The sequence below is a fragment of the Halomonas urumqiensis genome (assembly GCF_003028575.1).
GTDB lineage: Bacteria > Pseudomonadota > Gammaproteobacteria > Pseudomonadales > Halomonadaceae > Halomonas > Halomonas urumqiensis.
Map to the genome: position 1 here is coordinate 18,644 of NZ_PYUD01000001.1, position 24,647 is coordinate 43,290.

Annotated in this window: 17 protein-coding genes and 1 riboswitch; of the genes, 13 read left to right on the forward strand and 4 right to left on the reverse strand. The window is 64.3% G+C overall.

Going from position 1 to position 24,647, the window contains the following annotated elements:
• Nucleotides 1-6: 6 nt before the first annotated feature.
• From C6V82_RS00095 to lexA, 4 genes are all read right to left on the reverse strand, one after another.
• Entirely contained in the window at nucleotides 7-2,040 is a 2,034-nt protein-coding gene (locus C6V82_RS00095; protein ID WP_102586918.1) for a YncE family protein, read from the reverse strand.
• Nucleotides 2,037-7,568 carry a cupredoxin domain-containing protein gene (locus C6V82_RS00100; RefSeq protein ID WP_180978218.1) on the reverse strand — a complete coding sequence of 1,844 codons (5,532 nt, stop codon included), beginning with the start codon at nucleotides 7,566-7,568 and terminating at the stop codon, nucleotides 2,037-2,039. Before C6V82_RS00100 ends, C6V82_RS00095 begins: the two co-directional genes overlap by 4 nt.
• Before the next feature lie 86 nt (nucleotides 7,569-7,654).
• Nucleotides 7,655-7,735: riboswitch (cyclic di-GMP riboswitch) on the reverse strand.
• 317 nt (nucleotides 7,736-8,052) lie between these two features.
• On the reverse strand, nucleotides 8,053-8,676 hold the full coding sequence (locus C6V82_RS00105) for an IMPACT family protein (protein ID WP_102586917.1): 624 nt from the start codon (nucleotides 8,674-8,676) through the stop codon (nucleotides 8,053-8,055).
• Between the two features lie 64 nt (nucleotides 8,677-8,740).
• The gene (gene lexA, locus C6V82_RS00110) at nucleotides 8,741-9,241 is read right to left on the reverse strand and encodes a transcriptional repressor LexA (RefSeq protein ID WP_102586916.1); all 501 of its coding nucleotides are present in this window, start codon (nucleotides 9,239-9,241) and stop codon (nucleotides 8,741-8,743) included.
• A 244-nt stretch (nucleotides 9,242-9,485) separates the two neighbouring features.
• Here lexA and ccmA point away from each other — a divergent pair, with 244 nt between their 5' ends.
• The 13 genes from ccmA to C6V82_RS00175 all read left to right on the forward strand — a co-directional run bounded on the left by ccmA (nucleotide 9,486) and on the right by C6V82_RS00175 (nucleotide 24,629).
• Complete coding sequence (gene ccmA / locus C6V82_RS00115; protein WP_102586915.1) at nucleotides 9,486-10,124, forward strand: cytochrome c biogenesis heme-transporting ATPase CcmA; 639 nt, start codon at nucleotides 9,486-9,488, stop codon at nucleotides 10,122-10,124.
• Entirely contained in the window at nucleotides 10,117-10,857 is a 741-nt protein-coding gene (ccmB, locus tag C6V82_RS00120; protein WP_102586914.1) for a heme exporter protein CcmB, read from the forward strand. The genes ccmA and ccmB overlap by 8 nt, the downstream gene beginning before the upstream one ends.
• A gap of 63 nt (nucleotides 10,858-10,920) precedes the next feature.
• On the forward strand, nucleotides 10,921-11,661 hold the full coding sequence (locus tag C6V82_RS00125) for a heme ABC transporter permease (RefSeq protein ID WP_102586913.1): 741 nt from the start codon (nucleotides 10,921-10,923) through the stop codon (nucleotides 11,659-11,661).
• On the forward strand, nucleotides 11,661-11,891 hold the full coding sequence (ccmD, locus tag C6V82_RS00130) for a heme exporter protein CcmD (RefSeq protein ID WP_102586912.1): 231 nt from the start codon (nucleotides 11,661-11,663) through the stop codon (nucleotides 11,889-11,891). The genes C6V82_RS00125 and ccmD overlap by 1 nt, the downstream gene beginning before the upstream one ends.
• A complete protein-coding gene (gene ccmE / locus C6V82_RS00135) occupies nucleotides 11,888-12,406 on the forward strand; it encodes a cytochrome c maturation protein CcmE (RefSeq protein WP_102586911.1) in 519 nt (172 codons plus the stop codon). The genes ccmD and ccmE overlap by 4 nt, the downstream gene beginning before the upstream one ends.
• Before the next feature lie 24 nt (nucleotides 12,407-12,430).
• The gene (locus C6V82_RS00140; RefSeq protein WP_180978225.1) at nucleotides 12,431-14,425 is read left to right on the forward strand and encodes a heme lyase CcmF/NrfE family subunit; all 1,995 of its coding nucleotides are present in this window, start codon (nucleotides 12,431-12,433) and stop codon (nucleotides 14,423-14,425) included.
• Nucleotides 14,422-14,952 carry a DsbE family thiol:disulfide interchange protein gene (locus C6V82_RS00145; RefSeq protein ID WP_102586909.1) on the forward strand — a complete coding sequence of 177 codons (531 nt, stop codon included), beginning with the start codon at nucleotides 14,422-14,424 and terminating at the stop codon, nucleotides 14,950-14,952. The genes C6V82_RS00140 and C6V82_RS00145 overlap by 4 nt, the downstream gene beginning before the upstream one ends.
• Nucleotides 14,943-15,434, forward strand: a complete 492-nt coding sequence (locus C6V82_RS00150) for a cytochrome c-type biogenesis protein (protein WP_102586908.1) — start codon at nucleotides 14,943-14,945, stop codon at nucleotides 15,432-15,434. The genes C6V82_RS00145 and C6V82_RS00150 overlap by 10 nt, the downstream gene beginning before the upstream one ends.
• Nucleotides 15,431-16,675: a c-type cytochrome biogenesis protein CcmI gene (gene ccmI / locus C6V82_RS00155; RefSeq protein WP_102586907.1), complete on the forward strand. Its 1,245-nt coding sequence runs from the start codon at nucleotides 15,431-15,433 to the stop codon at nucleotides 16,673-16,675. Before C6V82_RS00150 ends, ccmI begins: the two co-directional genes overlap by 4 nt.
• Nucleotides 16,676-16,694: 19 nt before the next feature.
• Nucleotides 16,695-20,210 carry a chromosome segregation protein SMC gene (smc, locus tag C6V82_RS00160; protein ID WP_102586906.1) on the forward strand — a complete coding sequence of 1,172 codons (3,516 nt, stop codon included), beginning with the start codon at nucleotides 16,695-16,697 and terminating at the stop codon, nucleotides 20,208-20,210.
• A gap of 225 nt (nucleotides 20,211-20,435) precedes the next feature.
• Complete coding sequence (gene zipA / locus C6V82_RS00165; RefSeq protein ID WP_102586905.1) at nucleotides 20,436-22,130, forward strand: cell division protein ZipA; 1,695 nt, start codon at nucleotides 20,436-20,438, stop codon at nucleotides 22,128-22,130.
• Nucleotides 22,131-22,281: 151 nt separating this feature from the next.
• On the forward strand, nucleotides 22,282-24,366 hold the full coding sequence (ligA, locus tag C6V82_RS00170) for an NAD-dependent DNA ligase LigA (protein WP_102586904.1): 2,085 nt from the start codon (nucleotides 22,282-22,284) through the stop codon (nucleotides 24,364-24,366).
• A complete protein-coding gene (locus C6V82_RS00175; protein WP_102586903.1) occupies nucleotides 24,363-24,629 on the forward strand; it encodes a YheU family protein in 267 nt (88 codons plus the stop codon). Before ligA ends, C6V82_RS00175 begins: the two co-directional genes overlap by 4 nt.
• Nucleotides 24,630-24,647: the final 18 nt, after the last annotated feature.

The following is a 24,647-nucleotide window of genomic DNA, read 5'->3' on the forward strand; positions in this document are numbered from 1 at the left end:
CCATTTCTACCCCCTGTCCACGTCGGTTTGAGCATTTGCCGGCGATGACACCCGCTCCCGCACCGCGTCTTGTGGCCGGCTGAGGATCACTGTCGGGCGGATGTCACCGGCACCGATGCCCAGGGCCGGCACCTCGACGAACAGGTAGTAGGCCCCGGCGCGCTCGAATGCCAGGTCGACTTCATAGCGGCCGTCGCCGAGCACCCTGGCGGGTACCCGGGTGCGGTGCAGGCCTGGCGACAGGAAATACGATAGATAGACCGGCTGGTCGTCGATGGCGGTGGAGGTGCGGCGCTCCTCGCGCGAGACCTGAAAGCGCAGTTGCGCCGAGTTGCCGGCGGTGATGCTTGCTGGGCGCTCGTCGAAGCTCACCGCGTAGTGAGCCGGATTGGCCAGTGTCGGGTTCTCCTCGGCCTCGAGAGCGAAGCAATGCGTCATGCGCGGGCTATCCAGCAGCAGGGCGAGGTCATAGGTCCCGGCGGCGGGCAGGCGCAACTGGGTGGTATACAGGCCCGGTTCGCGCTCGCTGACGCTGCGGTCGACGATCTTCACGCTGGTCGCGAAATGGCCAAAATTGCGAAAGGTGCCCATCGGTGCCGCCATGCCTTCCATGTAGAAGGTGATGGAGTCGGCGGTGGGGTTGGCGACCAGCACGGCATGATCGATGTTGGTCTGGCTGACGGCGTTATCGAGCCCGACTCGCGAGGCGCGCGCCGGCTCGCTCGACCCACTGGCGAAGCTCATCACTGGCGGGGCAGCCTGGCGCCCCAACCCTTCCAGCGGGATCATGCTGATTTTCGGGCTGCCGAGCGAGCGTACGTAGGCGTAGGCCTGCGTGAAGCTGACCTGATCGGGCCCCGGCTCCACCGCCAGGCGGTGACGGGTCTCGTGGGTGGCCGGGTCGATGACTTCCACGCTGTCGGTGTCGGTGTTGACCAGAAAGGCCCACCGACCATCCGGTGAAAAGCGCACCATGCGCAGGCCCGGCTCGAGTTCGCGCCGGGTGCGCACTTCCCCCGTGATGCCGTCGACCACGGTCACGGTGCCGTCACGGGCCGCCACGAAGGCGGCTTCGGCGTGGCGGGAATAGGCCACCGAGACGGGCTCGTCGCCGGTGTCTAGCTCGCCAAGGACCTCGAAAGTCTCGGCATCGATCACGCTCAGCGTGTCCGCCTCGCTGTTGGTGACGAAGGCCAGGCGACCGTCCGCCGTGAGCGCAATGTCATGGTGACCCGCGCCGGTGGCGATGGCTGCGATCACCTCGAGGCTTGCCGTATCGAGGATCAAAACGCCGCCCTGGTCGGCAGCCGGTGCATCGTCGCCTATCCACAACCTCTGGCCATCGGCGGACAGTGCCAGGCGCACCGGCTGATGGCCGACCGGGTAATTGCCCACCAGCTCGAAGCTGTCGGTATCGAACACGCCGATCTCGCCCTCGCCCGGCATGCTGACGAACAGCCGGCGCCCCGTGGGGCTGAGCGCCCAGTCCGCGCCTGGGCTGCGCAGTGGCAGCATGGCGTAGGTGGACGTCAGGCCGGCGACATTGACGATCGGGTCGAGCACCGAGATGGTGGCATCGCGATTGAGCGTCAGCACGTGATAGCTGTTGAGATCGATCAGCGGGCGGAAATTCAGATTGCCCTGGGCATAGCGCTGAATCTTCTGATCACAGCTCAACGCCGCGCCTCCCGCCATCACCGCGCTGGAGGCGGCCAGGTCCATCCACGCCGCCGGATAGAGCCCGGTGACCGGTTGTCCGGAAGCCGGGTCGGTGATGCGAAAGCGCACCTCGACATGGTCGGCCTCGCGCAGCGCCTCGACGTTCTCGTCGTGCGCACCGAGGGGATGCGTGGTGAACGCGATACGCACCCCCTCGCGTTCGATGACCTGGGGGGCGCCGGCTTCTTCACCGGCAAGTTCACTGGCAAAACCGGGCAGGGCGAGCCCCGCCAGCGCAAGCCCCGCCAGGCAAGCCGTTGCCTGGCGCCTCGCGCCCATGAGGCGCCATGGTAGTGAGCCGGCAGTCACGAGTTGCTTCATGCCTTGGCTCCTTTGCCTTTGCCACCTCCCGGTGCGGCCCCGCTGTTGCCGGGTGCCGCGCCGCTATTGCCTGATGCATTGCCGCTATTGCCCGGGGCATTGCCGCTGTTGCCCGGGGCATTGCCGCTGTTGCCAGGTGCAGGATACGGCGTGGGTGCGGGATCGGTGGAAGGCGGCGTCACTGTCGCCTGGCCGGGTTCGGTCACCCGGAAGATACCCCAGCCGCCCTTGAAGTCACCGAACGAGCCATTGTCGCGGTAGAGATAATCCCCCTGTACCGCGAAGGGTCCGCCCGCGCTCTCCAGCACGAAGTCCCAGTGGGCCGACGCACCGATGCCCTCCTGGGCGCCACGCCGGAACGTGTAGGGGTTGTCGCCGATTTTCCGTGACCAGCTGCCCGGCTCGTAGGGGTGGCGCTGCCAGCTGTGGCCTGCGATCTCGAATACCCAGTTGCGTGAGTTGCCACCCGGGTTGACCAGCCGGAAGCGTGTCGGCATGCCGGCGGCGGCCTGGAACACGGGGGTCTCGGGGTCCTGCCCGGCGGTCAGCTGGTTGCTGTGGGCCAGGCGATGGTTGTCCACCACGCTGTTCTGCTCCCCAAGATCGAGATCCGGCTTGAAGCCGTAGCGGAACCATATCGGCTCGCTGCGATAGTTGATGCCGTGATGGCCCGAATCCTTCGGGTCGGAAGGCACACCGCCTTCGGTGTCTATATGCGGCACTGGCGTGCCATCGGCATACAGCCAGTTGAGCGCGAGCTGGGCAACCACCGCGAAGTCACGGTACTGGCTACCATCCACCTGGGTGACGGTGGCGGCTGTCCGGGTGCCAGGGTCTTCCTGCCAGGTGGCGCCTTCCGGCTGGATGATCAGCGCCCCCACCAGGCCCTTCTCGTTACCTTGGATGGGGTCGGCGGGCATCAGGTTGGTGGCACCGAACTCGGCGGCCGTGGAGCTCATGCCGATATAGCCACCCACGCTGCCGCCCTGGTTGCCGGCCTCGCCCTTGCCTTTGCCGTTACCCACGCCGGGCGTGACGCCCTTGACGAGATCCTGCGTACCGGCGTACCAGCGGTAGGTGCGGGACTCCCCGGGCGAGACGGTCTGCTCCGGGTTCTGCCCCACATTCATGCCATCGGAGCGGGTCACGTCGTAGCTGAGCAGTTGCGGGCGCAGGCCCACTTCACTGGAGGGCAGCACCATGTTGAGCTGGAAGGTGGTCTTGCCACGGTTGGGGTTGAAGTCACGGTTGACGATGGCCGGGGCGGTGGTGAAGCCATCGATATCGACCATCTCCTCCGGCAGGCGGTTGATCAGCGTCACATCAAGACACTCCCCGGCGTTGGCGCGCACGACCAGTGGTTCGATGTTGCGCTCCGGGCGCAGTCTCACCGGGCAACGCGGATTGCTGGTGCCGCCCTTGTCGGCCCGGCACTCGTTGTGCTGGGCATCGATGGGCTCGAGATCCTCGGTCAGCACGTAGAGCAGTGCCGAGGGGTCGTGCAGCGGGCCGCGCTTACCGTCTATCTCGGTTTCCCGGGCGTTGTAGACAAGCGTCCCCCGGTCGTCTCCAAACGGGTTGCCACCAACGATCGTTGCGCCGTTGGCATCGCGCAGGGGTGGCAACACGTCGCCGGCGGTGACCGCCTGGATCTCCATCTCGCGAACCGGCGCGTACACGGGACACATGTTGTCGTACTGGGAGGGGTTGCCGACCATCAGCGGCACCCGGCTGTTGGGAAGCTTGTAGATGTCCTGGCGCGGCTTGTTATAGGCGCGTACCAGCCCCCAGATGCCGTTCCAGATGCCATCGTTGTTGGCGTTCATGTTCCACAGGTAATCCGCCTGGTCACCATCCTGGCGAAAAGCCGCAATGGTCGGCGTCTGGACATTGAACTGCTCCGAGATACCCAGGATCTGGCTGTTGCGCCAGCCCGATGCCGGGTTGCCCATGTCATTGAGCCAGCGCATTCCGTTGATGGTCAGGTTGTGCTCTTCTTCGTGGGCGCTTGCTTGTACGCGAAGCTTGATGGTGTCACCCGCCAGGGTGCGCATCATCGGCGTGAAGGGGTCGCGATCGCCCCTGTCCAGAGTCAGTGCCGGGTAGGGCGAGGCGCCCAGTGCATCGTTGAGCTCGGGGATGCGCCGGCTGACCTTGGAGGAGAAGGCGAAGGCCAGGTCGCCTGGCTGGCCATCGGCCTGCCAGCCACGCTTGCCATCGGCGCCAATACGCTCCGGGTCGTAGATGCGCAGGCCCACCGGCTCGTTGCGGTAATTCACGACATAGGTGCCTGGATCGAACGACGACACGGCTTCCGGGCAGGGGCGTGGCGCGCCGCCGGGGCAGGTGTTGGGCGAGCGCACGGTTTCCGGAAACAGGGGGTCGGTCGGTTCGCGCAGGGGCGGGTTGATGGCCCCTGCGAAATCGGGGACAGGCCGGCCCTGGTTGTCCACGCCGCGCCCCGCCTCGTAGGCATGCTGGAAGTCGGCGATCTGCAGCGAGAATTCACGATGCGGTTCGCTGCCGTCGCCGGGCAGGATAGCGGCCTGCCAACTGGTTGGCCCGCCGTCGTTACGGGTATACATGGGCTCGCCGGTTTCGTTATGCACCCACTGCGAACGCGCCGGCTGTACCAGCATGCTCGAGTAGAGGCCGGTTTGCTGGTGAGTCGAGGGGCCGAAGTGGTCGTGGAAGAACACCGTGCCCAGGGTGCGGTCGACGCCCTGGTTATTGATGATCGGGTCGGCGAACCAGCGCTGAACCGTGGTGCGCGCTCCGCTTGCCATGTCGCTCACTTCGGGTATGCCGGCAAAGTAGCTGTGCGACGCCGCGGTTGGGCACTGCCAGGTGTCATCGCGTGGGTCGCCGCCATCAAGCCCAATGCAGTTGTTGAAGCGCCGGATGGCATGGATGCGCTCGTACACCTCCTGGGGAGAAAGGGCGCCGCTTTCATAGTTCCAGCCATTGGCGGCGCCATCGGAGGCGGTGACATCGAACTTCACCAGATGGATGTGGCTGCTGGTGATGTCGGTGGGGGTGCGCACCTGGAAATCGTCGAGCTCGTACTCGAAGGGCAGCAGGTTGGTGTGGTGGTACAGGGCGCAGTCGAAGCTGTTGAGCCGGATGGTCAGCGGTTCTGGAGGCCGCTGCTGGTTGAGGGTGGCGGCCACGTCTTCATTGAGCACCCGCAGGTTCTGCTGCGGGAAGTGCCAGCCGACCTTGTTGAGCACCATGTCCATGCGGATGTCCGCCGCACGGTAGTGCCGTGGGTTATCGGCGTTGTAGGGCGAGTTGTACAAGGTGTTGCCGATGAACCAGGGGCTCAGGTTGTCCTCGTCCAGGCGAATGCCGCGGTCATCCACGCAGGGGTCGGCGAAGGGCGCACCGGGGGTCGGCGGCGCACCATTGGTACGAAAGCCCTGTTCGCCGGTGGCCGGGAAGCCATTGGGCAGGTAGCTGTCATGGAAACGTCGTGCATGGAATGCCATGGCGACCCGTTCCACATCGGTGCCGGCTTCGTCGAAGAACATCGCGTCGGCGACTTCCACGGCCTTGCTCATGTCCCAGCGGTTTTCCGTGGAAACCGCCTCTCCGCCTGCCGTGTAGCCGCGCAGGATATGGCGGGGAAGGCCGCCATCCTCTTCCAGGGCCAGCGGCGGGGTGGTGCCGCGCTGGCCCACGGTGTCCTCGATGCCGGCGATGTAGAAGGGAAAGCCGGGGTTGAGGTCACGGTCGATGACCCGTGCCTGGCTGGAATCGTGCTTGCCATCGTTATCGATGTCGACGGCCACCACCTCGACACGCCCCGGCATCGGGGGCATTGGCTTGCCGGGAATCGGCACCACGGCGGGAATCGGTGTGCCGACGAGTATCTCGCCATCGGGGTAGGCGCGACTGCCTGGCAGCGGCCTGCCGTTCTCGTCAAGCTCAGTGCCGAGTTCCAGCACGTCGTGATTGCGCCAGTGGCCATACATGCCCTGGGCGAAGTGGGGGTAGAAGTGACAGTGGTAGATGGCATCGCCCGGGGTACGGTTGCGGTTGCCGCTGCCGCCGAAGGCGATCTCGTAGGTGTAGGACGACCCGGGGCCGATTGCCTGGCTATCGAGGTAGGCCGAACCGTCGTCCTCGCTGTTGAAGAGCCACTGGTGGGCATGCAGGTGGAACATGTGGTGTTCGTGACCCACGTGCAGGTTGCGGAATTTGGTGAAGTCACCGATGTAGCTGTGATGGACGTTCGACGGGTCATCCGGATACAGCGCCTTGCTCGCCTTGGGGCCGAGCAGCGCTTCGTCGACCTGGTGGATATCGCCAGGGGCGAGGTCCTCGAGGCCGACATTGGCGGGCATATCCACCACCATGGCCGGGTCGCCCACCACATAGGAGCTGAGGAAGAAGTCCTCGTACTTGCAGCCCAGGCAGTCATGCATCGGCCCCACGCCGATGCGGTTGGCCAGCACGACGGAGCCGATGCCGCCGATGCCGTAGTTGACGGCGAAGGAATCGCGTACCGACTCCAGGGTGAAGCCGAATACCGGGTCCTCGAAGAACCCGGGGAAGGCCTGCACGGCCTTGACCTCGTCATGGAAGATCGTGGTGAACTCGCGGTACGGCTCCAGGCGGTTGGGAAGACTTGGGTTGTTGGCCTGAGCATAGGCGCTGGCCGGGAAGTTGCCGTCATCGGGGCCGACGATGATCGCCTCGAGATCCGAGTGCACCAGCTCTCCGTAGGCGTCAAGCATGCGCAGCACCGGCCGGCCGGCGAGTCCTTTGGAGATCCACGGCTCCTCGTTGGGGTAGAGGGCGTCGTAGTCGATGATCGGGTGGCCGCTGTCGTTGTAACCGCTGGTTGCCAGGGCCAGATCGGCCTGGGTGACCTTGCTGCGCAGATAGTCGGCGCCCACGGGCTGCACGTTGACCGCGCCGAACAAGCCATGGGAGCGGCTGCCGGAGGTGGACTCCCCGGCCCAGGTCACGGCGCCATCGTAGAGCAGGTAGCCACCTTCACCCTCGGCGTGGAAGGTGTAGGTGCGTGAATCTCCCGGGGCCACCGTGGCATCCTGATTGGCGCCCACGGCCATGCCGATGTCGGTGATACTGTTCACCGCATTCAAACCGGTGACGGCAATCCCGACGTGGCGGTCGCTTGGCAAGTCTTCGCCGCCGCTGACATTTTCGCGGTCCGGGTCGAGCAGGTTCTGGAAGTGGACCTCCAGGCAGTCGCCGACATTCATGCGCAGGGTCAGCGGGCGCGGACGCTTGTCCTCGCGCAGGTGAACCTGCCCGGCGATGGCGCTACCGCCTTGATCCAGAAACTTGCCATTGGCATCGACCACATCCCCGCGCAGGGCGAAAATCTGGCCAGTGGGTGCCACGGCACCAAGCCGGTTGTAGAAATAGGGCTGGTTGAACGCCACGACATCGGCGGTCAAGGTGCGCTGGCACTGGGCGTCGGTGGTGGCGCCATGGGCCAGGTTGATGGAAGCGGCCAACAGGCAGGGAACCCCTACCCAGCGTGGCAGCCGCGTCATCCATGATACGGATGTCGTAGCATGGTCCCCTGCGTATTGAATTATCATTTTATTTCCCTCGCCGAGCGTTGGCTCATCGAGGGCTCTTCGGCAGCTTGGCGATCTCGACGTTACCGAGACCCAAGGCTTTGCGTCACCGCCTTGCGACGGTTTTGCCGTTTCGGAGCTCTCCTTGTCGTTGAATATTGATCACTTCATGCATGATTTTTGGCTAAATCATGTAACGGAGTTGCTGGCCCATAGTGCTTGGCTCTGACCATAAGAATAGTGGGGAGTGAGTTTTTGTAAAGCGATGTAATTCAACAAAGTGCTTTTAAATCAATATTCTATTAAAATAATCGCGCCAGGTTAGCAGGGTAATGAGGAGGGGTGTCGTATGACCTTGGGACAATGGTATGAGGGGGCGTAACAGGAAATGATTAGGGGGAAATGGTTCCAAATAAGAAGTTGATATTTCATGCACTGATATGGCGCATCTCGGGCATTACTGATCGATAATGAGCCGTTCGATCCGGCCTCGCAGTCGCGAAGCCACAGGCGCTAAATCGACCTCGGTATCACGGGGCCAGCCGACTCGAAGCACCACGCCGTCGGCGCCATAGTCGGCGCCCTCGACGGGAATCGACTGCTGCGCAAGCCAGCCGCGTGCCTCGGCTTCTCCGGCGAAATCGAGCTTGAGATGAACGGCGTCGCGTTCCACCTCTTCGCGACGTGGCAGCGCGGCCAGGGCCTCGGATACCGCCTGAGCATAAGCGCGGGCCAGGCCGCCGGTACCCAGCTTGGTGCCACCGAAGTAGCGGATCACCACGCAGGCGATCTGGCCAAGGGCTGCGCCCTCGAGGACCTGGAACATGGGGCGGCCGGCGGTGCCGCCGGGTTCACCGTCGTCGGAGAAACCGATGGCGTGCTGTTCGCCCGGTGGGCCGGCGATGAATGCCGTGCAGTGATGGCTGGCATCGGGGTGCTTTCGGCGTGCCTCGGCGAGCAGGGCATCCATGGTCGAGGGGGTGGGCGCATGCGATAGCCAGGCCAGGAAGCGGCTTTTTTCCACTTCCGTGGTGTGTTCGAGGTGCTCGCCGACCGGCAGGTCGGGTACGGGATAGCGCATCACGGGCTCGCGGCAGCGGATGTTCAGGGTGCGATGTTACCTGAACGGGTCGACCGCTGCCGGGTCAGGCGGCCAGTTCACCGGCCTGGCGCACCACCCCCATCACCAACCCCAGCACCTGGATGTCGCTGTTCTTCAGATAGATCGGGGCCATGCTCTCATTGGCGGGCTGCAGGCGGACCCCGGACTTCTCTATATACAGCTTCTTCAGGGTGACTTCCTCGTCGTTGATCATCACCACGGCGGTTTCGCCATTCTCGGCGCTCTCCTGCCGCTCGATGATGATCACGTCGCCGTCGAAGATGTTGCAGTCGATCATCGAGTTGCCACGCACGCGCAGGGCGTAGGTATTTCGGCGCACCATGCGCGTGGGCACATGAATGCGGCTCGTCTCCAGGCACGCCTCGATGGGCATACCCGCCGAGACCTGGCCGAGCAAGGGGATCTCGATCAGCGAGTCGGCCACGAGCTCATCATCCGGTACCGGCTCCCAAGCCTCGGCCATGGGCAGGTTGGGGCGACGGTAGAGATAGTGGCGTGGCGCGGGTGATATGACCTCAGGCATGGCATGCGTCTCCTGTCGGCGAGCCAGTCGCGATAACCCTGTTGAAACTTGGCTGTGAAAACATGACTGTTAAAACATACAGTACGAAAGGAAGCATAGCAGGGCATGGCATTCTGGCAAGGTGGCGCTGCGTTGACGGTCTTGACGCCGGTCAGCTGCGACCCGCTGACGCAGCGGACAACTGGCGGGAAAATGGCTTTCCGTGTAGAGTTCCGGGCCAGATTATCCACCCCCGGAGTGAACCTTGACCCTGCGCCTGCAAGCCCGAAAGCTGGCCTGTGAACGCGATGACCGGTGGTTGTTCGAAGATCTTGATCTGGACATCGGCGGTGGCGAGGTCGTGAGAGTCGAAGGGCCCAACGGCAGTGGCAAGACCACTCTGCTGAAGATCCTTTCCGGACAACTCGCCGACTATCATGGCGAACTGCTCTGGAACGGCGAGCCGATGCGTGATGTACGCCAGGTTTTCCTCGAGGGTCTGCTGTATCTCGGCCATGCGCCGGGGGTCAAGGTGACGCTGACGCCGCTCGAGAACCTGCGGTGGTACCAGGCGTTGGGGGGAGGTGCAGGCGGCGAGCAGGCATGCCTCGCGGCGCTTGATGAATTCGGTCTGGCGGGTTTCGAGGATGTGCCCGCCGGGCAATTGTCGGCCGGCCAGCAGCGGCGTGTAGCGCTGTCGCGACTCGCGCTTTCGCCACGCCCCTTGTGGGTGCTCGATGAACCTTTCACGGCCATCGACCGTGATGGGGTGGCGGCGCTGGAGGCACGCTTGATTGCCCATGCTCGTCAGGGTGGCTGTGTACTGGTCACCACCCATCACGAGCTTGCGGCAAGTGATGTGCTCACGTGCATTGCGTTGGGACAGGGAGCTCGTGATGCCTAGGGGGGAATCACGCTTGATCGATGACGCCCGGCTTGCTTCACGGGGGGAACCTCGCACAGGCCTGGCGGTCGCAGTCTGGGCAACGCTCAAGCGTGACCTGACGCAGCTTGCGAGACGACGCGGAGATGTGCTCAACCCGTTGGTCTTCTTCGCCCTGGTGATCACGCTGTTTCCGATCGGCATTTCGCCGGATCCCGAACTCCTGGCCACCATTGCGCCGGGGCTTCTATGGGTGGCGGCGTTGCTTTCGGCGCTGCTGTCGCTGGATAGCCTGTTTCGCAGTGACTTCGATGACGGTTCGCTGGAACAACTGCTGCTGGCGCCTCATCCGTTGCCCATGCTGGGGTTGGCCAAGGTAGCGGTTCATTGGCTGCTGACCGGCTTGCCGCTGGCGTTGATGGCGCCGGTGCTTGGCATCATGCTGTCGCTGCCGGCGGGTAGCTACCTGATGCTGGCGGTGTCGCTGGCGCTGGGTTCGGCAAGCCTGAGCCTGATCGGGGCGATCGGTGCGGCGCTCACGGTGGGGCTTTCGCGGGGTGGCGTGTTGTTGTCGCTGCTGGTGTTGCCATTGTATATCCCGGTACTGATCTTCGGGGCCGGCGCCGTGCAGGCGTCGATTCTGGGAGACGGGGCGGCGGCGCATCTGGCGATTCTCGGGGCGCTGCTGGCGCTGGCGCTGATGCTCGCCCCGTGGGCCATCGCGGCAGCACTGAGAATCAGCATCAATGGTTGACACATTTGTGAACGAATTTGCGAATGAACTTGCGAACGAACTGGCGAGAGGTGTTGGCTGAACATGTGGTCCTTCATTCACAAGCTGGGCTCGCCCAAGTGGTTCTACGGCATCAGCGCGCGACTGATGCCGTGGTTCTGGGTGGCGGCCGCGGTGCTGATCGCGGTCGGCAGTGTCTGGGGGCTGGCCTTCGCGCCCGCCGACTACCAGCAGGGCAACAGCTTTCGCATCATCTACGTGCACGTGCCGGCGGCGTTCCTCGCGCAGTCGATCTTCGTTTCCATGGCGGTGGCGGGCGTGGTGTTCATGGTCTGGAAGATCAAGGTCGCTGACATGGCCGCCGCCATGATGGCGCCGCTCGGCGCCGCCATGACCTTCATCGCGCTGTTTTCCGGCGCGGTGTGGGGGGTGCCCACCTGGGGCACCTGGTGGATGTGGGATGCCCGCCTGACTTCGATGCTGATCCTGCTGTTTTTGTATCTTGGGGTGATTGCCCTGCGTGGCGCCTTCACCAGCCGTGACAGCGCCTCGCGCGCTGCCTCGGTATTGGCCATGGTCGGGGTGATCAACATCCCGATCATCAAGTACTCGGTGGACTGGTGGTACACACTGCACCAGCCAGCCTCGTTCACCATCACCTCGCGCCCGGCGATGCCCACCGAGATGTGGTTGCCGCTGCTGATCATGGTGCTCGGCTTCTACAGCTTCTTCATCGCCTTGACCCTGATGCGCACGCGCAGCGAGATCCTGCGTCGCGAGTCTTCCAAGCGTTGGGTGCGCGAACTGGCCGTGGAGGAGCGCTGATGGCATTTGCCAGTTTCGCCGAGTTCATCGCCATGGGTGGGCACGCCACCTACGTGTGGGCCGCCTGGGGCGTCACCAGCGTGCTGTTGGCGGGATGCGTTCTCCACGCCCGCGCCGAACGGCGTCAACTGATGCGCAGCCTGGCGCGCCGAGAGCGTCGCGAACAGCGGCTCGCGGCGCGGCGTGGCGAGGCAACGATGGAAAGTCATCAATCTGGTGGAGAGTCATGACCCCAAAACGCAAACAGAAGCTCTTCGTGATCCTGGGCCTGGTGTCGCTGGCCGCCATTGCCGTGGGGCTAACCCTTTATGCGCTGCGCGCCAATATCAATCTGTTCTTCAGCCCGGTGCAGATCGCCGCGGGTGATGCGCCCTTCGAGCGTTCGATTCGCGCTGGCGGTGTGGTCAAGGAGGGCAGCGTTGCGCGCAATCCCGACAGCCTGGATGTCGAGTTCACCGTCACCGACTACGTCGATGACCTCGAGGTGCACTTCAGCGGTATCCTGCCCGACCTGTTCCGCGAGGGGCAGGGCGTTGTCGTGGTGGGCGAACTGCAGCAGGACGGCTGGTTGAAAGCGGACGAGGTGTTGGCGCGCCACGACGAGAACTACATGCCGCCAGAGGTCGCCCAGGCGCTGGAAGAGGCCGGCTATTCGCCCGCCGATTACCAGGCCAAGGCCGCCGAGGTGGGCAAACGCCTGGAGTCTGAGCAGCGGCCCGATGATGCCCTCCAGCGCGACAACTGATCCGGAGACGCCATGCAGCCCCTGATGATTCCCGAAGTCGGCCATTACGCGCTGGTCATCGCGCTGCTGATGGCCATGGTGCAAGCGGTCATGCCGCTTGCCGGCGTGGCGACGCGGCGCCCACTGTGGATGGCCTACGCAAGGCCAATGGCGGCCGGTCAGTTGCTGTTCGTGCTGATCGCCTATGTGTGTCTGACCGCCAGCTACCTGCTGGATGACTTCAGTGTGGCCAACGTGGCCAACAACTCCAACTCGCTGCTGCCGTGGTACTACAAGGCCAGTGCGGTGTGGGGCAATCACGAAGGTTCGGTGTTGCTGTGGAGCCTGATGCTGGCGGGCTGGGGGTACTTCGCCGCGCGCTTTTCCAGCGAATTGCCCCGCGATGTGGTGGCCCGCGTGATCGGCGTGATGGGACTGGTCAGCGTCGGCTTTCTGCTGTTCATCCTGATCACCTCCAATCCGTTCGAACGCTTGCTCCCGAACATTCCTTCCGATGGCGCCGACCTCAATCCATTGCTGCAGGACGTTGGCCTGATCATCCATCCGCCGATGCTCTACATGGGCTACGTGGGCTTCTCGGTGGTCTTCGCCTTCGCCATTGCCGCGTTGCTCGGTGGGCGCCTCGATGCCGCCTGGGCACGTTGGGCGCGCCCTTGGACCAACCTGGCCTGGGCCTTTCTGACCGTGGGTATCGCGCTCGGCAGTTGGTGGGCCTATTACGAACTCGGCTGGGGCGGCTGGTGGTTCTGGGACCCGGTGGAGAACGCCTCGCTGTTGCCCTGGCTCAGCGGCACCGCGCTGATCCACTCACTGGCGGTGACCGAAAAGCGCGGCTCCTTCAAGAGCTGGACGCTGCTGCTGGCGATCACCACGTTCTCGCTGTCGTTGCTGGGTACCTTCCTGGTGCGCTCCGGGGTGCTCACCTCGGTGCACGCCTTCGCCAATGACCCCTCGCGGGGGCTGTTCATCCTGGTGTTGCTGGGTATCACCGTGGGGCTGTCGCTGCTGGTCTTCGCGCTGCGTGCGCCGCGGGTCAGTCACCAGGTCGGCTTCAACTGGCTGTCGCGGGATGCCTTGCTGCTGATCAATAACATCATGCTGGTGATCATCACCGTGACCGTGTTGATGGGCACGGTGTATCCCTTGATCCTGGATGCCATGGACCTCGGCAAGATCAGTGTGGGGCCGCCCTACTTCAATGCGTTGTTCGTGCCACTGACGTTGATCATGTGCCTGTTCATGGGCCTTGGCCCGGTGGCGCGCTGGAAGCAGACCGACACGCGCCTGCTGGTCAGGCGCCTGTGGGTGGCGGCCGTTGGTGCGTTGGTGCTTGGCATGCTGTTGCCGCTGATCTTCGCCGAGCACTGGAACGTCCGGGTGGCCATTGGGCTGATTGCGGCATTGTGGATCGTGCTGCCGATGCTGCGCGACCTGTTCGACAAGACGCGTCATGCTGCCTCCTTCGGCGCCGGGCTCAAGAAACTCTCGCTGGCTTACTGGGGCATGCAACTCGGCCACCTGGGGGTCGCGGTGACCATCGTCGGGGTTGCCGTGGTATCCAACTACAGCATCGAGCGCAATGTTCGCATGGGGCCGGGCGACAGCGCACAAGTCGCTGGATACACCTTCACCATGATGGAACTGGTCGAGCGCCGTGGCCCCAACTTCCTGGCCGACCGTGCGGTGATCGAGGTGCAGCGTGGTGACAGTCAGCGCCGCTTCACCATGACCCCGGAGAAGCGTCTCTACATCGCCCGCGGCATGCCGATGACCCAGGTGGCCCTGCGCCCCGGCCTGTTTCGTGACCTCTACGTGGCCATGGGGGAGGACCTGGGTGAAGGCAACTGGGCCATGCGCGTACAGTACAAGCCGTTCGTGCGCTGGCTATGGCTCGGTGCCTTGCTGATGGCCACGGGCGGGGTGCTGGCAGTGGCCGACAAGCGTTATCGGCGCATGGCGACCGCGCGTGATCCTGAGCGTGTCGCCAGCGATACCAACCAGCGGGAGGCCACGGCATGAAGTTTCGTCTGTTGCTGTTGTTGCCGCTGATCGGTTTTCTGGCGCTGGCGCTGTTTCTCTACCAGGGGCTGTCGCTGAACCCTTTCCAGCGCGATTCGGCGCTGATGGCCCGGGAATTTCCCGCTTTCGAGCTGGCGACCCTCGAGGACGCCGAGCGACGAGTCGATGAATCGCTGCTGGCCACCGGCGAACTCACCCTGGTCAACGTGTGGGGCGAATGGTGCCCGGAGTGCAAGCGCGAGATGCCGCAATTGCTCGACCTCGCCGACCGGGGAATCCGCCTGGTCGGCATCAGCTACAAGGACACCCGCGAGAAGGGGCTCGGCTTTCTCGATGAGTTCGGCAACCCCTTCGAGGTCAACATCTTCGACCCCGAGGGCGACCTGGCCTTCGACCTTGGCGTCTACGGTGCCCCCGAGACCTTCCTGGTCGATGCCGATGGGGTGATCCGTTACCACCACACCGGCTATATCGCCCCCGATCAAGTACGTGACACCATTCTGGCGGAGGTCGAGAAATGGCGTTGAATCGATTTCGTTGCGCGGCCCTGCCGTTGGCACTGCTGGTGTTGATGCTGCTGGCAAGCGCGACAAGTCATGGGGCGGCCATCGAAATGCGCGAATTCGATGACCCCGTACTCGAGCAGCGCTATGACAGCCTGACCGCCTCGCTGCGCTGCCCCACCTGCCAGAACCAGGCGATCAACGACTCCGATGCGCCGGTCTCGGGCGACATGCGCGAGCGGGTCTACCAATTGCTGCAGGACGGCCGCTCGGATATCGAGATCCGTGACTTCATGGTGCAGCGTTTCGGCGACTACGTGCTCTACAACCCGCGCCTGGAAGGCCGCACGTTGTTGCTGTGGGGCTTGCCAGGCGCGCTGGTGCTGCTGGGGGGCGTGCTGGTGGTATTCATCGTGCGGACCCGCCGTAAGGCCTCGGCCAGCAAGCTAACGGCCGCGGAGCGCGCGCGCCTGGATGCACTGATCAATGGCGAGAGAAGCGAATGACCCAGTTATGGATTGCCTTCGCGGTGTTGCTGCTGCCGGCGCTTTGGTTGCTGGTGGCACCACTGCGGCGGGCGCGATCGCTGCGCGACGCCCAGCGTGATTTCGAAGCCAATGACCGTACCGCCCAGCAGAACGTGGCGATCTTCCGGCGCCGCCTGGCGTCGCTCGAAGACGCCATGGCCCAGGGTGGCATCGACCAGGCGCGCTTCGACGAGAGTCGCCTGGAACTCGAGCGCAGCCTGCTCGAGGATACCTCGGCGCTCGAGCGTGCCGCCCTCAAGCCTTCGGCCTCGGGGCGGCTGGTAGTGCCGCTGGTGATGGTCGGCGTGGTGGTGGCAAGTGTGCTGTGGTACCAGCACGAGGGAGCCGAAGGTGACCTCACACTGCTGGCCGTGCAGCGCGAAGTCGCCAACGACCCGGAGGGCTCCACCGAGCTGATGGTCGAAAGGCTCGAGGAACAGGCCGCGCGGCAGCCCGAGAATCCCAATGTGTGGCAGTCGCTGTTTCCGCTCTACCGCGAGATGGGGCGCGGCGAGCAGGCCATCGGCGCCCTGCAGCGCCTGATCGAGATCGAGGGACGCCAGCCGGAACTGCTCGGCCAGCTTGCCCAGATCGAATTCTTCGTTGCCGACCGAGAAATGACGCCACGCGTCCAGTCGCTGATCGACGAGACCCTGGAACGCGACTCGAGCCAGCCCACCGTGCTGGGGATTCTCGGCATCACCGCCTTCGACCGCGGCGACTATCAAGCCGCCATCGACAACTGGCGGCGCGCCATTGCCGGCATGAACGATCCCGCGTCGGGCGATGCCTTGCGACAGGGGATTCAGGTTGCCCAGCAGCGCCTGGGGCTGGCGCCGGAGGAATCGCAGCAGGCGCAGGCCGAAGGACCGGGGATCCACCTGCGAGTGAGCCTTGATGATGATCTGGAAGGTCGCCTCGACGATGATGTGGCGGTGTTCGTGGTGGCCCGCGACATCGAGGGGGAGCTTCCTCCGCTTGCCGTTGCCCGGCTGACCCTGGCGGATCTGCCCACCGAACTGGTACTCGATGAGCGTTACGCCATGTCGCCCGAGGCGAGCCTTGCCGATGTCGACAAGGCGCGGTTGGTGGTGCGCGCCTCATCCAGCGGGCAGGCCACTCCCCAGGCTGGCGATCTGTTTGGCGAACTGTCGGGCATCTCGGTCGGTGCCGTCGATGGCGATCCTGTCGAGGTGGTAATCAATCGTGTCTTCGAATGAAGGAGGCGGCTAGCCAAGGATGAGGCTCACGTCGATTCGCCTGGCCGGGTTCAAGTCGTTCGTCGACCCGGTAACCGTGCCCTTCGATGGCAACATGACCGCCATCGTCGGTCCCAATGGCTGTGGCAAGTCCAATATCATCGACGCCGTGCGCTGGGTGATGGGCGAGTCATCGGCCAAGACCCTGCGCGGCGAATCGATGACCGATGTGATCTTCAACGGCTCGACCGGCCGCAAGCCGGTGGGGCAGGCCTCCATCGAGCTGATATTCGACAACCGCGATGGCGTCATGGGTGGGGCCTATGCCCAGTACGCCGAGATCGCCGTCAAGCGCCTGGTCACCCGCGACGCCCAGTCCAGCTACTTCTTCAATGGCCAGAAATGCCGGCGTCGCGATATCGCCGACCTGTTTCTCGGTACCGGGCTTGGCCCGCGTTCCTATGCGATCATCGGCCAGGGCATGATCTCGCGGCTGATCGAGGCGCGCCCGGAAGAGCTGCGCTCGACACTCGAGGAAGCCGCCGGCATCTCCAAGTACAAGGAACGCCGCCGCGAAACCGAGAACCGCATGCGTCGCACCCAGGAGAACCTCGAACGCCTGGATGACATCCGCGAGGAACTCGACAAGCAACTCGAACGGCTCAAGCGCCAGGCCGAAGCCGCCCGGCGCTATCAGACCCTCAAGCAGGAAGAGCACCGTGTGAAGGGTGAGCTTGCGCTGTTGCGCGCTCGCGCCCTGCGTGCCTCACAGATTGAGGAAGAGACCCGGGTCCGTGAACTCGAGACGGGCGTGGAGCGCGAGGTGCTGGGGTTGAGGCAGTGCGAGACACGTCTCGAAGAGGCACGTGCCGACCACGACCGGTTGGCCGGCGAACTCGACAGCCGCCAGGCGAGCTTCTTCGAAACCACCACCGCCATCGCGCGCATCGAGCAGGACATCGAACACGCCCGCTCGCGCGATGGCCAACTGGCTCGCGACCTCGAAAGCGCGCGACGCGAACTGAGTGAGCTCGAGCGGCTCGGCGAGGACGACGGTGAGCGCCTGGTCAGGCTCGACGAACGCCTCGAGACCCTGACGCCAGAGCGCGAGGAACTGGCCGAGCAGCTCGAGGAACTCGAGGCGGCTCTGGAAGACGCCGAGCCGCTGGCCGAGGACGCCGACAGCGCCTGGGAGGCTTTCAACGAGCAGTGGCGCGAGGCCAGCCGCGAAGCCGAACGCAGTCAGGATCGGTTGCGCGACCTGGAGGCGCGGCTCGAACGTCTGGACGCCGAGCTGACGCGTCGGCACAAGCAGCACGAGGAACTTCCCGACATCGCCCAGCTCGCCGCTCAGCGCAGCGAGCTCGGCGAGCAGCTTGCCGAGCTCGACCTCGAACGCGAGGCCCTCGAGGAGCGTCGTGGCCAGTGGCAGGAGCAACGCGACCAGGCCCGGGAGCAACAGCGCACGCAAGAGCAGGAGCGTGAGACGGGCCGCCAGGCGCGCAGCACCCTGCAGGGCGAACTGGCCTCGCTCGAGGCGCTGATTCAGGCCGGACTCGCCGACCATGACGAAACCCTCGATGCCCACCTCGCCGAACACGGCCTGGCGGATGCCCCCCGGCTCGGCGAAAGCCTGGCGGTGGATGCCGGCTGGGAAGCCGTCGTTTCCTGGGTGCTCGCCCCTTGGCTGCGTGCCCGGCTGGTGGCACCGGATGCCGCTCGCCGGATCATCGACAAGGCGCCGGCCGAGCTTGGCCTGCTGGATGCTTCATCGGCATGGGCGGGTGGCAACGAGGGTGGCAAAGACAATGACGTACGCCTGATCTCGAAGGTGCGCGGCGCCGGCGCGGCCGCCCAGTGGCTGGCCGGTATTCACTGCGTGGAGACTGCTGAAGACGCCTGGGCCACCCGCGGAGGGCTGGCGGCCGGAGAGAGCGTGATCACCCCGGATGGCCTGTGGCTGGGGCCGGGGTGGTCGCGCCTGCGCGGCCAGGGCGATGGCCCCGATGCCCTGCTGGTCAGCCGTCGGCGAGCCGATCAGGTGCGTGAAGAGCTCTCCGGCGTCGAGGTGGACCTGGAAGCGCTCGCCGAACGGATGGCGTCGACCTCCGAACAGGACGAACAGGCGGAAAGTGCGCTGGAAGCCTGTCGGCTCGAAGAGCGTGAACTCGATCGTCGCCGCCAGCACCTGGCGGTGCAGGACAGTGGCCTGGCCAGCCGCCTGGAGCATCTGGAAGGGCGTGCCGCCGAGCTTGCCGAGGAACTCGAGGGTCTTGGCGAATCCCGCGAGGAAGCCATGCTGACCATCGAGGCCAGCCGAGACGCCTGGCAGCAAGCCATGTCGCGGCTCGAGGAGGGTGCCGAACGGCGTGAGCGCCTGGAGCGCGAGCGAAGCGAGGCACGCGAACGGCTGGCGTCGCTGCGTGCCCGCCAGCGGCCGCTAGCCGAGCAGCTTCAGCGCCTCGCCCTGGAGCAGGAACGACTCACCACCGAGCGCGCCGGCATCGCCGAGCAGCAGGGCCGGGCCGGCGAGACCCGTCAGCGACTCGAGCAGCGCGCCGCCGAACTCGCCGAAGAGCGCGAACTGCTCGCCGAGCCAGAAGAGGAGCGCCGCGAACGTCTCGATGAACTGCTTGATCGTCGTGAAACCGAAGAGCGGGCGCTGAACGCGGTGCGTGCCAGGGCGGCCGAGCTCGTCGAACGGCTGCGCGAGGACGAGCAGGCGCGCCAGGCCCATGAGCGCAACCTCGAGGGGATCCGTGAGCGCCTGCAGGACGCGCGCATGCAGGTGCAGGCGCTGCGTCTCAAGGCCGAGACCCAGGATGAGCAACTCGCCGAGCTTGGCCATGATGCCGCGGCGCTTACCGAGCAGCTCGACCCCAATGCCACCGAATCCACCTGGCAGACCCGCCTGGAGGAGCTTGGTGAGCGCATCCGCAGGCTGGGTGCGATCAACCTCGCCGCCATTGAAGAGTACGACCAGCAAGCCGAGCGACGGGATTACCTGGAAGCCCAGCACGCCGAACTCAGTGAGGCACTGGAAACACTGGACAGGGCGATTCGCAGAATCGACCAGGAAACCCGTACCCGTTTTCGCGAGACCTTCGAGCGAGTCAATGATGGCCTGCAGGCGCTTTTTCCACGAGTCTTCGGTGGGGGAACCGCATGGTTGACGCTGACCGGCGAGGATTTGCTCGAGACGGGTGTGGCCATCATGGCACGGCCTCCCGGCAAGAAGAACAGCACCATTCACCTGCTCTCGGGTGGGGAAAAAGCATTGACTGCGCTGTCGATGGTATTCGCCATCTTCCAGCTCAATCCCGCACCATTCTGTATGCTCGACGAGGTCGATGCGCCGCTCGATGATGCCAACGTGGGGCGGTATGCCAAGCTGGTGAAGGAGATGTCAGACAGCGTTCAGTTTATCTATATCACGCACAACAAGATTGCCATGGAAGCGGCGGAACGCTTGATGGGTGTGACCATGCAGGAACCGGGTGTTTCACGTCTGGTAGCGGTGGGTGTAGACGAGGCTGCCGCTCTCGCCGAGGCATGACAGGCTTGAACCGCAGCCATAAAACGGGTAACAAGGATGTGATCTATGATGCATTGCAAGGACGACCGGGGATTATCGAAGGGCGATTGCACAGGGCACCGGCAACTCAGGCCGAAAAAAGAACAAGTGTTGACAAACAAAAAAAGTGGCCCTTTTTTTGGCAATCGCGCTATGCTGTTGACGGACAACCATCAGGCATGGCGCCTTAGCAAAGGCTGACGACCCATGGAACTTAGAGAGTGGCTGATCATCCTGGGGTTGGCGTTGGTGACCCTCATCGTTATCGATGGTGTGCGTCGCCTGCAACGCCAGCGGCGGACTCCTCGCCTCGACGAGGTGGAAACCGATGCTCGGGACACAAGTCCCGACCCGGAAGAAAAGGCCCGCGAGGCCGAGATAAACTGGGAGCTGCCCAACGGAGGGGCGCGAGTCGTCAGGCCCGCGGACTACAGCCGTGTGCAACCCAAGCCAAAGCTTGTTCGCCAGGAGCACCCGGGGCCTTCCCGCGTGTTGGCGGCGTTCAAGTCCCATGCATCTAAGACCGATGCATCTGGAACACATGATTCCACGGCAGGCGAGTGGCGTGACGAACGTCCAGGCGAAGTGTCTGATGACGCACGCGTCACCAATGCCGCTGCGCAATCCCGCCAGGAGCATGGGTTTGAGCAGGAGCATGGGTTTGAGCATGGGTTTGAGAAAGCCGAGCCGCAGGTGAGCGCAAGTGGCGAGCGTCGCGAGCCCAGCGTCTCCGTAATGGACGATCACTCCTCGGGTGTTAAACCCCAGGGTGATAAGCCCCAGGGTGAGCAAACGTCGGATGACGAGCTTGCCACGTCGGCCCATACCCGTCGGCGTGACGCTGACGCTGCGACTTCCGGTCCGTATGACGCCACCCGTGAAGAGCCGTTGGTGGCCAACCCCGAGGATCACGACGAGCATCATGATGCCGAGCGCTATCGGCTCGTCGATCTCGACGGGATGAGTGATTCCTTCAAGGATCGTTCACGGCGTGTCGGTTCCTCCGTGCAGCGTTTCGGTGCCTCGATGCGCAAGAGCATGCGTGAGCGCAGCGAACAGAAGCGTGTCGAGAAGGCTGAAAAGGCCGCGCGCGATGCCGAGCAGAGACGTCTGGCCCGCGAGCGAGCCGACGCCGAGAAGGCGGCTCGCGAAGAAGAGCGCTTGCGGCGCGAGGCCGAGGCGATAGACGCCGCCGATGATCATGATCCGTTGTTCGCACCTCCGCGAAACCGCGACGTTCAGACTCAGCATGCGGAGACACTGAGCATGGCGGATACAGCGGATGAGCAGGTGAACGATCAAGACGAGCGGTTGAACGCGCAACTAGATGAGCCGTTCGACGAACAGGCCCAGGATGAGCCTGCGCGTGGTGCCGACAAGGTCAGGGTGCATCCAGTGCTCGAGCGTGCCTTGCGCCACGATGTCAGCGCCGAGCAGGCGCGCCATGCACTGAGTCATGCCGGTGAGATCATCGTGATCAGCGTGATGTGTCGTGAGCCGGAAGGTTTCTCGGGCACCGCACTGCTCGACCTGATGCTGGCCTGTGGCTTGCGCTACAGCAGTGACATGGGGATCTTCCATCGCTTCGAGACAGAAGATCCGGACAGCCCGTTGCAGTTCTCGATGGTCAATGTGCTCAAGCCCGGCACCTTCCCCATCGAGGCCATGGATGACTTCCGCACGTCTGGCGTGACATTGCTGATGCCGCTTCCCGGGGCCAGCGACACAGCGGCGGCCTTCGAAGCCATGGTCGAGACGGCGATGGTGATCGTGCGCCACCTGGGTGGGGAGCTCAAGGACGAGAACCTGAGCGTGATGACCGCCCAGACGGTGGGCTTCGCTCGCCAGCGCGTGCAGGAATTCGAACGACGCAATCGCCTCAATCGCTATCAGGTGAACTGACGCCGGACGCTTGAAGCAGCAAGCAGCAAGACAACCCCCGTGAGGTAGCCCCACGGGGGTTGTTGCTTTGGTAAGCTAGGCGATGATGTCGGCTTCGAGCTTCGAGCTTCGAGCTACGGGGCCCTCGCCATGGATCGAGAACCAGGACGCAATGACCCAGCCCGACCAGAAGACCCTCGATGAGATCACCCGTCTGCGCGATGAGCTCGACGATGCCAATTACCGCTACTATGTGCTCGATGAGCCTCGGCTTACCGATGCCGACTACGACCGTCGGCTGCGTCGCCTGCAGGAGCTCGAGGCCGAGTACCCCGATCAGGTCACGGCGGATTCCCCCACTCAGCGGGTTGGCGCGGCGCCGGATGCCGGCTTCCCCGAGATCCAGCATGCGGTGCCGATGCTGTCGCTGGACAACGCCTTCAATGAAGATGAGCTGATCGCCTTCGTCAAGCGCGTTGGCGACCGTCTTGAGGTCGATGGCGAACAACTGGCGTTTTGCTGCGAACCCAAGCTGGACGGCGCGGCGGTGTCGTTGGTCTATGAAAACGGCAACCTGATGGTTGGCGTGACCCGTGGGGATGGCCGCACCGGCGAGGGAATCACCTCCAACTTGCGCACCTTGCGTTCGATCCCGCTGAAACTGCGTGGCAAGGGCTATCCTGAGCTGCTTGAAGTGCGCGGCGAAGTGATCATGAGTCATGCCGGATTCGAGGCGCTCAATGAGCAGGCGCGGGAGGCCGGGGGTAAGGTGTTCGCCAACCCACGCAATGCCGCCGCCGGTAGCCTGCGTCAGCTGGACCCGCACATCACCGCGACCCGTCCTCTGGAGTTCAACGCCTATCAGGTGGCGCGCATTGAGCCTGACCAGGGCGATGCGACGCACAGTGCATTGATGTCACACCTAGGTGAGTTTGGTTTTCGCACCAGTGGTGAACTGACGGTGGTCAAGGGTAGCCAGGGGCTTGTCGACTACTGCCGACGCCTGGGTGAGAAGCGCGATTCGCTCGGCTACGACATCGATGGCGTGGTGATCAAGGTCGATGACTTGCGCCTGCAGCGTGAGCTTGGTTTCGTGGCCCGGGCGCCGCGCTGGGCGATCGCCTTCAAGTTTCCCGCCCAGGAGCAGACCACACGCCTCAATGACGTCGAGTTCCAGGTCGGGCGTACCGGCGCCATTACCCCGGTGGCACGCCTCGAGCCGGTCTCGGTGGCCGGTGTCACCGTCTCCAATGCCACCCTGCACAATGCCGACGAGATCGCACGCCTGGGCGTGATGATCGGTGATAGCGTGGTGATCCGCCGGGCTGGCGATGTGATCCCCCAGGTGGTGAGAGTGCTCGAGGAAGAGCGACCCGCCGACGCTCGGGCGATCGTCTTCCCGGAGCGCTGCCCGGTGTGCGACTCCGAGATCGAGCGCCTCGAAGGGGAAGCCGTGGCACGCTGCTCCGGCGGGCTCTACTGCGCCGCCCAGCGCAAGGAGGCACTCAAGCATTTTGCCTCCCGCAGGGCGCTGGATATTGATGGGCTCGGTGTGAAACTGATCGAGCAACTCGTCGATAAGGCGTGGGTGGCAACGCCTGCCGATTTGTTCCGGCTGAGTGCCGAGCCGCTGGCCGACCTGCCACGCATGGGGCGAAAGTCCGCCGACAACCTGGTTGCGGCGCTGGACAAGGCCAAGAAGACGACCCTTTCGCGCTTTATCTATGCCCTGGGAATCCGTGAGGTAGGCGAGGCTACCGCCACCAATCTGGCGCGCCACTTCGGTACGCTCGAGGGGTTGATGGCAGCCGAGCTCGAGGCACTGGAGGCGGTGGACGATGTCGGTCCCATCGTCGCCGCCCATGTGCATACCTTCTTCCAGCAGCCTCACAACCGTGAAACGATCCAGGCATTGATCGACGTCGGGCTGCACTGGGAGGAAAGCGCAGTGGAAGCCGGCCCGACGCCGCTGGAAGGCCAGACCTGGGTGCTCACCGGCACCATGGAGACCATGACCCGTGATGAGGGCAAGGCGCGACTCCAGGCATTGGGCGCCAAGGTCGCCGGCAGTGTGTCGAAGAAGACCGCGGGCGTGGTGGCGGGTCCCGGTGCCGGCAGCAAGCTTGCCAAGGCCGAGCAACTCGGCGTGCCAGTGTTCGATGAGGCGCAATTCCTCGACCAGTTGGGCCGCTGGGAGGCGGGGGATGCATCGGCTCTGAACGATACCCGCGGGCCGAACGAACAGGAGGATGAATGAACGCACGTTTCGTGGAAGTGCCCTATCGCATGCTGCCGGCCGAAACGCTGGACGCGCTGCTCGAGACTTTCGTGACGCGCCAGGGCTATGACACCAGCGATACCGGCGAGGGCATGCGTGGCTGGGTCGCCGAGCTCAAGGGGCAACTCGACCGTAGCGAGCTGTTGATCGCCCACGATCTGCAGACCGAAACCACCGAGGTGATGACGCTCGCCCAGTGGCGCGCTTTCGGCCGTGACCTGGCCGATGACGAGGAGGGTTAGGCTGGCGCCGCTCATCCT